Source organism: Elizabethkingia sp. YR214 (assembly GCF_003058195.1).
In the GTDB taxonomy this organism is placed as follows: Bacteria; Bacteroidota; Bacteroidia; order Flavobacteriales; family Weeksellaceae; genus Elizabethkingia.
On the sequence record NZ_QBUH01000001.1, the window covers coordinates 259,975 to 272,472 of the forward strand.

Below are 12,498 nucleotides of genomic sequence, written 5' to 3' on the forward strand. Positions count from 1 at the left end.
TGGAGATAAAACAACCAGCAGATTTAAATATTAAATCTGCCGGATTATTTTTGTTATTTAGAAGATTTAAATCTCTCCTGCAAAAAGCTTTTTCAGCTCTACAGATTCTGTAGGCTTCATTCTTCCGGATAAAATTAAGCTTAGCTCTTTACGACGTAAAGCAGCCTTATAGCGCTCAATCTCCTCATCTGTTTCTGGTTCCAATTCAGGAACAGGAACAGGTTTATTGAATTCGTCTACTGCCACGAATGTATAGATTCCGGCATTAGTATGAATCTTTTTTCTGTGAATGGGATCGTCCAGCCATGCATCTACATATACTTCCATAGAAGTAGAAAATGCACGAGAAACTTTAGATTCCAAAACTACAACACTTCCTTCCGGAATAGGTGCATTAAAGGAAACGTGATTTACAGAAGCCGTTACTACTCTGCGCTCACTATGTCTGGATGCCGATATAGAAGCACATCTGTCCATTCTTGCAAGCAATTCTCCTCCGAAAAGATTACGCAAAGAGTTTGTCTCATTTGGCAATACAATATTGGTCATTACAGTTAATGACTCTAGTGCTTTTTTCTTTTTCTCCATTTTTTATCTTTTGAACTCCAGTGGGGAGTAGCCTTTTTTATTGAATCTTTTTTTATACTATCTGCCTTTATACTATCCATCTTCAGCTTTACTGCTTCCTGTTGCTGTTTTTGCAACAATTCTTCTTTAGTAGGTACATGTACTTTCTTCGGTTGTGCATTATCAAAAGATTTCTTTCCAAAAATTTCATCTTTCTGTGTAATTCCGAAATAAGAAATAGCGCCTACACCCCCAAGTGCTAAAAGTATCCAGATCCATGATCTGTTTGCTTTATAATCACTGGCTTTCTTAGCTTCATTTTGTAAACTTTGAACTGGCTGAATGCGGGTAACTTTAGGTAATGAAATTTCTTCAAGACCATAAAAAGAGTTACTCAGAATTTTTTCTTCCGGAAAAAAAATAACTTTTCCGGCATTATTCATCCATTTTCCCAGACCTTTAACCTGAACTTCTCCTGTTGACATCAGTTCTCTTATCCATTCCTGAGCGTGACTGGTATAGCTATTTTCTACGGCTTTTTTATCTGCAATAAACTCTATTTCCTGTTTCGGCGGAAGAATTTTATCATTGGCCTCATCTACTTCTGCATGCTTGGTAATGAGGTTCAATGTCCCTAAGCCAGAAAGCTCTACTCTCTTCCGGCTTTGTAAATCATGTATGATTTGCTGTGCAATATTCATCATGGGCAAATTTATTATTTTATTACAGGACTGCAAAATAGAAGTAGAGAGTCACTTGTATTTTTTAAAATATAATCATTCAATATCTTACCTATCTTATCCATAGTAAAAACTACAGCACACATAAATGCGTGCTGTAGCCAAAATAAAGTAAATTAATATAGAAGATGATTTAGTGAAATTTTAAAGAGATCCCTGCTAAGAAATTGGTTCCTGCCTGTGCATAATAGAATGGACCAGAGTAACCATTATTAATATATTTTTGGTTAAATATATTGTTTACCAACAGGCTGAATCCTATATCAGTTCTGCCCCATGCAACCTGATAACTCGCTATAAAATCTGACAGATAATAAGACTTTATTTTGCTCTCCGGCGCATTCGTGTTATCTAAATATTGAGAACCAACTAATTTATTCACCAGTGAAAACTGTAAATCTTTAACCGGAAGATAGTTCAGAGTAAGGTTTCCGATAAAGTTTGGAGAGAAAGAAGTGTTCGTCGTTCCTAAATTTTCAGTCTCCGTTTCTGAAAGCTGGATGATATAGTTTTTGTTTTTATTCTGACTAAAAGTAGCATTTAGTAAAGCATTAAACTTTTCTGAGAACTGATATCCTGCTCCCAATTCTATTCCGGCACGGTAGCTTCTTCCTACATTTTTTCGCAGTGAAGCCCCCACTCCATTAATAGCTCCGATAAGAACCAATTGATCCTTATACAGCATGTAATAAGCATTCGCCGTTATTGATAATCCGTTGAAAGTTTTGTTATATCCTAATTCAAAATCATGAAGCGTCTCAGGTTTTACATCCGGAGCATTTACAATATCATCTCTTACCGGCTCACGGTGAGCATTTGCATAGGACAGATATAGTGTGCCTCCATCCAGATGATAATTAAATCCAACTTTAGGATTAAAGAATGTAAACTTTTTATCAAATGTCGGAGCTTCCTCAGCATTCGCTTTTATCACATTGGAATGATAAGTAATATTTCGCAATTGCAGATCACCAAACATTTCTAAGCTACCAAATCTATACAAAGCTTTGGCATAACCCGAGATCTCATTTTTAGTTGCATTATTTCTGTAATATTCAATTGGAAGATTGATTTGCTGTAGATTGGATCCGCTTATAATTTGCCCGTAGTGTCTGCCATAATACTGATTGACAACTACACCAAAATTAAGATCCCAATTGTTTACTTTACCATTTAGCTCCGATACAATACCATAAAAATCATTATCCAGCCATTTTCTGCGAATCATATCACCACTTGTAACAGTTTCGGCTCCTATCACATATGGCGGAATTCCATATTTACTGAATTTCTGATTGGATTTATAATTTTCGTAATACCCCAAACCACGTGTATAGTGTAAAGTAGTATTTAGTTTCCAGTTATCATTGAAACGTTGCTCCCATAATAAATGATAATGTTGTTGCTTGTAGTTATCTGTTTCATTTTTATAGAAACCTATGACTTTACCATCTTTATCATAAATTTCTCCTGATGGATTGTAGCGCGGATTAATCTCGTACTGAGCCTTGGAAATTCCGTTCCATGCCTGATAAGTCTGTTGATCTCCACCAAAAGTCTGAAAACGGATCTTTGTATTTCCATCCTTATAAACTCCGACGAAATTATAGGAATTAAGATCCGAAAAAGCCCTGTCTATATAACCATCGGATTTTATAATGGAATAACGTCCCATAAAGGAGAGCTTACCATTTAGTAAACTTCCTGTACCAGCTTCAAAGGAGTGTTTATGAGTGTTAAATGAACCTACAGAATTTTGAGTAGAGAAATATGGTTGTTCTTCCGGGTCTCGTCCAATAATATTAACGCTTGCTCCAAAAGCAGCAACTCCGTTGGTAGATGTTCCGACTCCACGCTGGATAATAACATTGGAAGCTGAAGATGTAACATCCGGAATGTTTACAAAAAAGGTTCCCTGAGATTCACTATCGTTATATGGAACACCATTCAGCATTACATTGATACGAGTACCATCTACACCCCTAATTCTTAAACCTGTATATCCTACACCGTTACCGGCATCGGTTGTTGTTTCTACTGATGTTTGATTTTTAAGAAGATAAGGCAAATCCTGTCCCAGATTTTTTCTTCCCAAATCTTTTTCTACATTAACGATATCTTTCGTTATGGGAAGTCTCTTGATAACCCTAACTTCGTCAATTTCCCGAATCGTATCTTTTTTGCTTTGTGCAAAAGCTATTGATGCAGCACTTAGTGCTGATAAAAAAAATAATCCTTTCATTCTCACATATTAGTTGTGGAATAAAAGGATGCGCCTAAAATGACCTGGTCATTTTTACTTAGTTTCCCTTGGCAGCATTACCCGCCCAGGTTCATAGGGTATAATCTCAGCCTCCTAGAGGCACCCCTTTTTCCGGGAACAAAGCTAAAGCAAATTTCTGATATTAAAAAATTTTAACACAACGGAATATTAATCATTTAACTTATTCATTTACAAAATAATTAGTATTTATCAATTTCTAATTCTGGCCTCGTGTTTTAATCTGATATTTATTAGATGCTTTGTCCATAAAGAAGTATTTCTTTCCGTCTTGGCTTACCTCAAATAAATGAGCTTCTTTCCATGACATATTCTTCTTGATATCTTCATATTCAAATCCAATAACAACTCTGTTATTTTTATCTACAACCCCAAATTTATCATTCTTTATTGCAATAATCATCGGATTCTCCTGATCATCGGAATCCATAACAAACAAATACTGATATTGCGGTATTATATAAACCTGCGATAAATCGGCAGCACCCTGAAGATCTTTTTTTACGAGCCCATAATTCTCCCCATTCTTGTAGATCGTAAATGCAGGCATCTGAAAATCTTTTTTGCAGCGCCCCAAATCTTCACTCTTATATCGGTATAAAGCTTTACCTGTTTTGTCGATCCGATAAGCAACTTTATCTATCTCTACTGTAGCATAATTCTGTTTACCATACAGCCTAATTTTCTCATTTGGCGACTGTGTAAGATTGCAATCTTCGGTAAAGAATAAAGCCAGATTAAATTTTGGAGGAATCATAAGCCTTCCTGTAGTACTGATATAACCATACTTTCCGTTTCTGAAAACCGGGATCAGATCAGGAATATCATTCTTATCGGAAGTAGCCTGTACAACCTTATTCTGTTGTCCGTAAGCAATTATACTGCAAGAAAAAAACAAAATTGTTACAGCAAATATTTTATTCATTTGCGTTGTGTTTACTCACAAATTTGAGAAAACTTCTTCCGTCGGGCAAATTTTTAAGATTTTTTATAGGTTCCTCAGAAGCCAGAAAGCAATAACAACAAAAAGGATAATATAAATGGCTTTTTGCCCGAACAGAGCTTTTCTAAGCTTTGGATATTTGATTTTCACTTTATCCTGATTAAAGATAAGGCCTACAATAACATACGGAATTGCTATGATAAATAAAGGATTATAAGCAAAAGCCCCGTTTACATCTCCATGTAGTAAAGCATGTAAAGCCCTTTGCGATCCACATCCCGGACAGTCATATCCCGTCAGTAATTTAAACGGACATTGTAAAAAGAATCCTGAAGTTTCAGGATTATATTGGTAAAAGATATAAACTCCCCCTCCGCACAGCAAAAGCAGCACGACTACAGAGAGGAACTTATACTTTTTTATTATTTCCATTCACCTGTTGTAGTAGAAAGTACAATTGCGAAGACATAAAACGCCACTACAATTGCAACGATAATAAACCATGAAATCACAGACCATATTACCATTTGCTTTGCCAGTTTCGATGCTTTCTGGGCACCTAAAACATCGCCTCTGTAGAATTTAGATTCCACCGAAGCGGCATTAACTATTCCTATAATTCCAAGGATCTGGCAGCAAAATACAGTAACCAATACAGACTCAACCAGCCATGTTTTCGGAGGAAAGCTTTGTTGTGGATTAGGAGTCATTATAGAGGTATCATCAATGTGTTCCATAGCAATTTTAATTCAGCGTAAATATAATGCAAAACAGACAATTTACACTATATTTATAACCAATCTAAATAAGATTCACCTTAAAAGCCCGTATAAAATTCGTATTTTTGTATACTTTTTCACACCAAATGTGTGATTTACTAACGAATAAAACTTTGTAGCATATGACCTTTGATTTGGATATGATCAAAAAAGTTTATTCTGATTTCGACAACAGAGTAAACGCAGCAAGAGAGTTTATGGGAAGACCTCTTACTTATTCAGAGAAAATTTTATGTTCCCACTTATTTTCCACTCAACAGCCAGAAGCTTTCAAACGCGGAGAATCTTATGTAGATTTCGCTCCGGATAGAGTTGCTATGCAGGACGCTACAGCACAGATGGCTTTATTACAATTTATGCAGGCTGGAAAGAAGAAGGTTGCAGTTCCTTCTACGGTACATGCAGACCACCTTATCCAGGCTAGAGTTGGAGCAGACAAAGACCTTCAAGAAGCAGAAAATAAAAACAACGAAGTTTATCAATTCCTTCAGTCAGTTTCCAACAAATATGGTATTGGATTCTGGAAGCCGGGAGCTGGTATTATTCACCAGGTAGTTTTAGAAAATTATGCATTCCCTGGAGGAATGATGATTGGTACCGACTCTCACACTGTAAATGCAGGTGGTTTAGGTATGGTTGCTATTGGTGTTGGTGGTGCAGATGCTGTGGACGTAATGGCAGGAATGGCATGGGAGCTTAAATTCCCTAAAATGATCGGTGTAAAATTAACCGGTAAACTTAGCGGATGGTGCTCTCCTAAAGATGTAATTCTGAAAGTTGCTGGTATCCTTACTGTAAAAGGAGGTACTGGTGCTATCGTAGAATACTTCGGAGAAGGTGCTGAATCACTTTCTTGTACTGGTAAAGGTACAATCTGTAACATGGGTGCAGAGATCGGAGCAACAACTTCTATCTTTGAATTCGATAAGAACATGGCTAAATACCTAAGAGCTACAGGAAGAGAAGCTGTTGCTGCAGGTGCTGAAGCTATCGCTGATAACTTAAAAGCTGATAAAGAAGTTTATGCAGATCCTGCTAAATACTTCGATCAGGTTATTGAAATCAATCTGGATGAATTAGAGCCGGCATTAAACGGTCCTTTCACTCCGGATTTATATACTCCAATTTCTCAGATGAAAGAACTTGCTGAGAAAAACGGATGGCCAACTAAAGTTGAGGTTGGTTTGATCGGTTCTTGTACAAACTCTTCTTACGAGGATATCTCAAGAGCTGCTTCTATCGCTAAGCAGGCAATTGACAAAAACTTGGTAACTGCTGCTGAATACACTATTACTCCGGGATCCGAATTAGTAAGATATACAGTAGAAAGAGATGGTTTCCTAGATACTTTTGCTCAAATTGGTGGTAAAGTATTCGCTAACGCTTGTGGACCATGTATCGGTCAATGGGCTCGTGAAGGTTCAGAAAAACAAGAGAAAAACACAATCGTTCACTCTTTCAACAGAAACTTCTCTAAGAGAGCAGATGGTAACCCAAATACTTATGCATTCGTAGGTTCTCCTGAATTGGTAACTGCACTTGCTATCGCTGGGAAACTAGATTTCGATCCAAGAACAGACAAATTAGTTAACAAGGATGGTGTTGAAGTTCTTCTAGACGAACCTCAAGGTTATGAATTACCGATTAAAGGTTTCGACGTTGAAGATGCTGGCTATATCGCTCCTGCTGAAGATGGTTCAAATGTTGAGGTTATTGTAGCTCCTACATCTGACAGACTTCAGTTATTAGAAGAGTTTACACCTTGGGATGGTAAAAACATTACAGGTGCTAAATTATTGATCAAAGCATTTGGTAAGTGTACAACTGACCACATCTCTATGGCAGGTCCATGGCTGAAGTACAGAGGTCACTTAGATAATATTTCTAACAACATGTTGATCGGAGCTGTTAATGCTTACAACATGGAAACTAACAACGTGAAGAATGAATTAAACGGTGAGCATATGGAAGTTCCTGCATCTGCAAGATCTTACAAAGCTGCCGGAGTTCCAACGATTGTTGTTGGTGATGAAAACTACGGTGAAGGTTCTTCAAGAGAGCACGCTGCTATGGAGCCTCGTCACTTAGGTGTAAGAGCTGTATTAGTTAAATCTTTCGCTCGTATCCATGAGACTAACCTTAAAAAACAAGGTATGCTAGGATTAACTTTTGCTGACAAAGCAGATTATGACAAAATCCAGGAAGATGATACAATCAACTTCTTAGATCTTGATCAGTTTGCTCCAGGTAAGCCGTTGACATTAGAGTTTGTCCACGCTGATGGTTCTAAAGACATTATTCTTGCTAACCATACTTACAACGCAGGACAAATCGAGTGGTTCAAAGCTGGATCTGCACTTAACCTAATCAAACAACAAGGGAAATAATTAATTTAATTTCTCATTGAAATAGAAAAGCCTCGCAAATGCGGGGCTTTTTCTTTGAAATAATATAGAATTATGGATTGAAGGAATTAACTCACTTTAATCTCTTGTGCAGGGATGTTATTTTCAGGATCCTTTGGCAGGATTACGGTAAGAATACCATCTTCATAACCAGCAGAAATATTTTCGGATGCAACTTTCTCATTAAGCTTAAAAGAACGTTCAAAAGATGAAGCATATACTTCCTGATAGATATAATTTGCTTTCTCCTTGTCTTCAGTTGCTTTGTACGAAATAGTCAGTACCCGGTCTTTTAGCGCTATACTAAAAGCCTCTTTTTTCAGTCCGGCAGCAAATAATTGAAGCGCATAATATTCTTCATTTTCAGAAATATTTACGGGTTTGAAACTGCTAATTTTTTCAGCAAATACTTCTTTCATCGGATGTTTGCTATTGAAGAATCCTTCACGGAATTTATCGAATTTGCGGTCGAATTTTCCATTACAGAAATCTTTTTTGTTTCTAAAATCTTCGTTGTTATGATGTCTTGTATACATTGTTATTTTTTTTAGTTTAATAAATTAGTTAATTGGGATAATAGCGATATTTTCTGTTCTTGAATTTCTATAGTTTGGTCTTACAGCAAATTCACTATTATTTGAAGGATTAAAGCCTATTGGCAGATTTTCCTGATAAGGTTCAAAGTATCTTTCTCTCCTTCTTCTGAATTTTGAAGCTACCAGAGTTCCTATTCCTGCGATTAAGGTAACGGCCAGAAGTAATTTAAAAACCATACCTATAATCAGTGTTGCTAAACCTGCGATCACAGTAATTCCGATCAGTTTAGGCAATATATAACGCATTTTGTTTTTCATTTTTTTTGATTTTAAAGTTTAATAATAAAGGCCTTTGTATTGAAGACGAATAAAGAATTTGTTTTACTTTAAAATTTTTGAAAATAATTTCAATTCATTCACCAAATACCCTAGAACAGGAGAAAAGATATTCAAATAAAATATCCAGCAAACATTATAAACCCTGTAAATGACTTTAAATAAAAAACCCGAAACTTAAAAGTTCCGGGTTTCATTATTATTTAAATCGGCATCGGTCTCCAAACCGTTTTTGCCATTCCTCACGAAAGCGCTCCCTGTCTTCATCTGAAAACTCTTCCATTCGTCTTTTCATTTTTTCTTTAAAATTTCTTCCGCCACTACGACCTTTAAAATGGAAGCCACCGAATAGAATCTTACAAAGTACCATAATTCCGAAAGCCTGCCAGAAAGTAATTGCTTTTACCCCTAGTATTTCTGGTAATAATAAATTCCATAGCCATTGTACTACCCAGACTAGCAGAAATATCAATCCGATAATTAACGGAAAGATCAACCAAAATTTCTTCTTATTTCTATGTCTAAATCTACGATCCATATACTTAGTCCTTAAGTTCGTTGTATAAATGTTTTAATCTTTTGCGAAGGTGTTTTACAGCATATCCTTTTCTGCTGATAATAGTCTTTAGATTCTCACCTTCTTCGTCCGCAATCTCTTGCAAAGTTCTTTCCTCAACCTCATTCTGAAAAAATACCCGCCTTTGGTTATCCGGTAATTCATCCAGAGCCTTCATTAGTTCATCCCAGAAAATGTCTTTAAACATCTTTAATTCCGGATTGTTGGAGTCATCTGCTAAAAGAATTTCCTTAATGCTGAAACTTCCGTCTTCATCTTCATAAGTGTAGTCTTCCAGTGAATCATTTTTCTTTTTCCTGTAATTATCGGTAATCTTATTTCGGGTTACCGAATACAGCCAGGCACCAACATTTTCCAGATCATCTATATTTGTTAAACGGCTGGTCTGATACCAGACCTCCTGCAAAATATCTTCTGCATCCTCAGTTTTGCTCACTTTTCCTTTGATAAAGCGAAACAATTGTGAGCCGTAATCCTTTACGACTTCTGACAGTGAAGCAGTTTTTTTTTCAGCCATTTCATTCAAATATAGCAAGTCCATATTTATGAAGACGAACCAAAAGCAAAATTACTTTAACTTTTTCAAAAAATTTAATTTATAGCTCTCACCAATAGGAATTTCTCCTCCGGAGATAAGGTTTGCAGACTTAATGTTGACTGTTTTTATCTTGTCCAGATTAATGATATAAGATTTATGAACCCTGATAAAAGAAGTATCCGGTAGCTGTTGCTCAAAAGACTTTAGAGTATCCAGCACTATATATTCCTGATGCTCTGTTTTTATATTCACATAATCCTTGAGGCTTTCAATATACAATACCTCATCAAAATTAATACGGTGCTGCTGACCGGAAGATTTTACAAAAAAATACTGACCTGCTGAAGATTCATTATTAGAAAAACGTTCCTGAGCCTTCAGCGCACTTTTATAAAGTCTGTCGAAGGAAACTGGTTTTAATAAATAATCGACTATATTATACTCATAGCCCTCCAAAGCATATTCTGCGTAGGCAGTTGTAAGGATATATTTTAGCTTATTACCTGCAATTCCCATGAAATTAATACCGGTAAGTTCCGGCATTTGAATATCTAAAAATGCCAGGTCTGTCTCATTTTTCTGAATAAAATCTAATGCTTCTAAAGGATTCTCTGTACTAAAAACAAGCTCTAAAAACGGAACCTTCTGAACATAGCTACTCAACAGAGAGACTGCCAGAGGCTCATCGTCTACAACAATACATTTAATTTTCTCCATATTTAATACACCGCCGATTTATTTGTATCCAGCTCAATTTTCAAATCTACGATAAAAGTATCTTCAGTTTCTGTAATTTCTAGCCAATGTCTATCAGGATAGATTAATTGCAATCTCTTTCTCACATTCGCAATACCAATACCGGATGAAAAATCTTTCATTCTCTGCTTTTTGGAATTTTTAAGATAAAAGTACAATCTGCTATTATCATCAGACACTTTCAACTCCATTCCTTTACCATTAATATCACCATGTTTAAAGGCATTTTCTACAAACGGAACTAATAGCATTGGTGAGATTAATAATTTCGGATTTTTGAGATTTTTATTGAATAATATCAGATCCGGATTTTTAATCCTAAGTTTTTCCAAAGCAATCAGACTCTCCATATAGCCTACTTCTTTATCAAGCTGAATAAAGTCCTTCTCCAGATCCTTTGTACTATACCTCAACAATTGGCTTAGTTCTTCCAACGCTGGTAATGCCTTATCGGAATTCTGATAAACCAAAGAGTAAATATTATTAAGTGAATTAAATATAAAGTGTGGATTTATCTGAGTTTTCAATGCTTGGAGTTCTGCATTCTTCTTTTCCTCTATAAGCTGTACCCTTTCTTTTTCCAACTTCGAATAATATGTAAAGAGCCACAAACTAGTGCTAACAAAAATGGACAAAGCGGAATAATAAATATTATCGTAAAAATAGAAAACAAAACTAGTTCCTTCCGCGTAATTTCTAAATCCTGCAAAGATTGGTAACAAAACCTCTTCAAAAGAATATCTAAAAAACACAAAAACAACAACACCTAAAAAGTATCCCAGAATACTAAGATATAAGCGTTTAGGGTTAAAAAATTTGGGAGCAATAAAAAAATAGTTAATATAAAAACTAAGAAAATTGGCTGTAAAAAGGGTTACATTGATAAGATTAATATGATAATCTTCACTGTTCAAATATGTCACAACATATTTGAACAACAACAGCAGCCAATAAAAGACATGCACAAAAATAATTTGGTTCTTTTTCATGCTCAAATTTAATGCTAGTAAAACATTTTCCAATAGCCATTTTCGACAAACCTGCTTTTTTCATCGACGAAAAAAACAATCATCCCGTAAATACCCTGCTTCGTCTAAATGCTATTTCAGAGGGCATTCACACATTATACCTTTGGCATATCAAAACGATCAAAAAAACAACTAATTATAAAATATAACAATGAAAACTATAATCACTTTCTTTTTTATTACCCTTTCAGCTTTAGGTTTCAGCCAGGAAAAAATCAATGTAATCCTTATCGGAACTTATCACTTCAACAACCCGGGCTTTGACGCAGGAAAAGTAAAAGAAAGAAATATTCTGGAACAATCTAATCAGAGCAACCTGAACCAGATTACACAGAAAATTACTAATACATACAGACCGGATAAAGTTTTTGTAGAAAGTCCATATGAAGACAGAGAAAATCTGAATAAAATGTATGCTTTATACAAACAAGGAAAAGCCTATTATAAAGCAGATACATTGAAGAATAATTTTCAGAAACGGATGCTTAGTGAAAATGAGATCTTTCAGTTCGGTTTCAGATTAGCTCGTGAAGCTGGTAACCAGAAAATATATTCCATGGATTATGAATCACAAATGAATATTGGAGCTTTAAAATCTAAACTGAGCCTTAACCCTTCTCTAACTTACTCAGACTTTGAATCAAAAGTAAAACAACTATCCGACTTCATGAATAGCTGTATAAGTGAGAGTTCTCTGCAAAAGACCTTCAAATGCCTTAATTCCGAAAAACAATACTCCCTGAATAAAGGATTGTACATCACATACTTCAACAAAATAAATAAAGCTCCGGATTTTTATGGATCGCAGCTAGTAGCTGATTGGTATAAAAGAAATCTGATTATGTATTCCTACATCCAGAATCAAATCGAAAAAGAAGATAAAAACATTGTAATTATTGTCGGAGCAGGGCACGCAGCCATGATGTATGATTTTATTAAAAATGATCCGCAGTTTAATCTTATCGAAGTGAAAAATATTTTCTAAAAACTAAACCATTAACTATCCTCTATA

The 12,498-nt window shown here is 35.5% G+C and carries 14 protein-coding genes and 1 riboswitch; of the genes, 2 read left to right on the forward strand and 12 right to left on the reverse strand.

Annotated elements, in window-relative coordinates; genetic code table 11:
- Positions 1 to 66: 66 nt before the first annotated feature.
- The 6 genes from C8J95_RS01080 to C8J95_RS01105 form a co-directional block, all read right to left on the reverse strand.
- Positions 67 to 588, reverse strand: a complete 522-nt coding sequence (locus C8J95_RS01080) for an acyl-CoA thioesterase (RefSeq protein WP_034871703.1) — start codon at positions 586 to 588, stop codon at positions 67 to 69.
- Positions 564 to 1,271 (reverse strand): hypothetical protein, encoded by a 708-nt coding sequence (locus tag C8J95_RS01085; RefSeq protein ID WP_107807254.1) that lies wholly within the window; start codon positions 1,269 to 1,271, stop codon positions 564 to 566. The genes C8J95_RS01080 and C8J95_RS01085 overlap by 25 nt, the downstream gene beginning before the upstream one ends.
- A gap of 169 nt (positions 1,272 to 1,440) precedes the next feature.
- The gene (locus C8J95_RS01090; protein ID WP_107807255.1) at positions 1,441 to 3,549 is read right to left on the reverse strand and encodes a TonB-dependent receptor; all 2,109 of its coding nucleotides are present in this window, start codon (positions 3,547 to 3,549) and stop codon (positions 1,441 to 1,443) included.
- A 47-nt stretch (positions 3,550 to 3,596) separates the two neighbouring features.
- A riboswitch (TPP riboswitch) is annotated at positions 3,597 to 3,687 on the reverse strand.
- 100 nt (positions 3,688 to 3,787) lie between these two features.
- Entirely contained in the window at positions 3,788 to 4,513 is a 726-nt protein-coding gene (locus tag C8J95_RS01095; protein WP_107807256.1) for a WG repeat-containing protein, read from the reverse strand.
- A 63-nt stretch (positions 4,514 to 4,576) separates the two neighbouring features.
- Positions 4,577 to 4,963 carry a DUF2752 domain-containing protein gene (locus tag C8J95_RS01100; RefSeq protein ID WP_107807257.1) on the reverse strand — a complete coding sequence of 129 codons (387 nt, stop codon included), beginning with the start codon at positions 4,961 to 4,963 and terminating at the stop codon, positions 4,577 to 4,579.
- The gene (locus C8J95_RS01105; RefSeq protein ID WP_107807258.1) at positions 4,954 to 5,268 is read right to left on the reverse strand and encodes a CD225/dispanin family protein; all 315 of its coding nucleotides are present in this window, start codon (positions 5,266 to 5,268) and stop codon (positions 4,954 to 4,956) included. The genes C8J95_RS01100 and C8J95_RS01105 overlap by 10 nt, the downstream gene beginning before the upstream one ends.
- 164 nt (positions 5,269 to 5,432) lie before the next feature.
- Between C8J95_RS01105 and C8J95_RS01110 the strand changes: the two genes are divergently transcribed.
- Positions 5,433 to 7,697, forward strand: coding sequence for an aconitate hydratase (locus C8J95_RS01110; protein WP_034871711.1), 2,265 nt, complete (start codon positions 5,433 to 5,435; stop codon positions 7,695 to 7,697).
- Positions 7,698 to 7,783: 86 nt separating this feature from the next.
- On the opposite strand, the gene C8J95_RS01115 is transcribed toward C8J95_RS01110, so the two are convergent.
- The 6 genes from C8J95_RS01115 to C8J95_RS18895 form a co-directional block, all read right to left on the reverse strand.
- Positions 7,784 to 8,251 carry an Hsp20/alpha crystallin family protein gene (locus C8J95_RS01115; protein ID WP_107807259.1) on the reverse strand — a complete coding sequence of 156 codons (468 nt, stop codon included), beginning with the start codon at positions 8,249 to 8,251 and terminating at the stop codon, positions 7,784 to 7,786.
- A 24-nt stretch (positions 8,252 to 8,275) separates the two neighbouring features.
- Positions 8,276 to 8,569, reverse strand: coding sequence for a hypothetical protein (locus C8J95_RS01120; protein WP_024568547.1), 294 nt, complete (start codon positions 8,567 to 8,569; stop codon positions 8,276 to 8,278).
- A 217-nt stretch (positions 8,570 to 8,786) separates the two neighbouring features.
- Positions 8,787 to 9,125 (reverse strand): hypothetical protein, encoded by a 339-nt coding sequence (locus C8J95_RS01125; RefSeq protein WP_107807260.1) that lies wholly within the window; start codon positions 9,123 to 9,125, stop codon positions 8,787 to 8,789.
- A 4-nt stretch (positions 9,126 to 9,129) separates the two neighbouring features.
- Positions 9,130 to 9,681, reverse strand: coding sequence for an RNA polymerase sigma factor (locus C8J95_RS01130; protein WP_255412695.1), 552 nt, complete (start codon positions 9,679 to 9,681; stop codon positions 9,130 to 9,132).
- Positions 9,682 to 9,732: 51 nt separating this feature from the next.
- Positions 9,733 to 10,419 (reverse strand): LytTR family DNA-binding domain-containing protein, encoded by a 687-nt coding sequence (locus tag C8J95_RS01135; protein WP_107807262.1) that lies wholly within the window; start codon positions 10,417 to 10,419, stop codon positions 9,733 to 9,735.
- A gap of 2 nt (positions 10,420 to 10,421) precedes the next feature.
- Complete coding sequence (locus C8J95_RS18895; protein ID WP_255412696.1) at positions 10,422 to 11,042, reverse strand: sensor histidine kinase; 621 nt, start codon at positions 11,040 to 11,042, stop codon at positions 10,422 to 10,424.
- A gap of 595 nt (positions 11,043 to 11,637) precedes the next feature.
- On the opposite strand from C8J95_RS18895, the gene C8J95_RS01145 reads away from it, so the two are divergent.
- Complete coding sequence (locus tag C8J95_RS01145) at positions 11,638 to 12,471, forward strand: DUF5694 domain-containing protein (RefSeq protein WP_107807264.1); 834 nt, start codon at positions 11,638 to 11,640, stop codon at positions 12,469 to 12,471.
- Positions 12,472 to 12,498 lie beyond the last annotated feature (27 nt).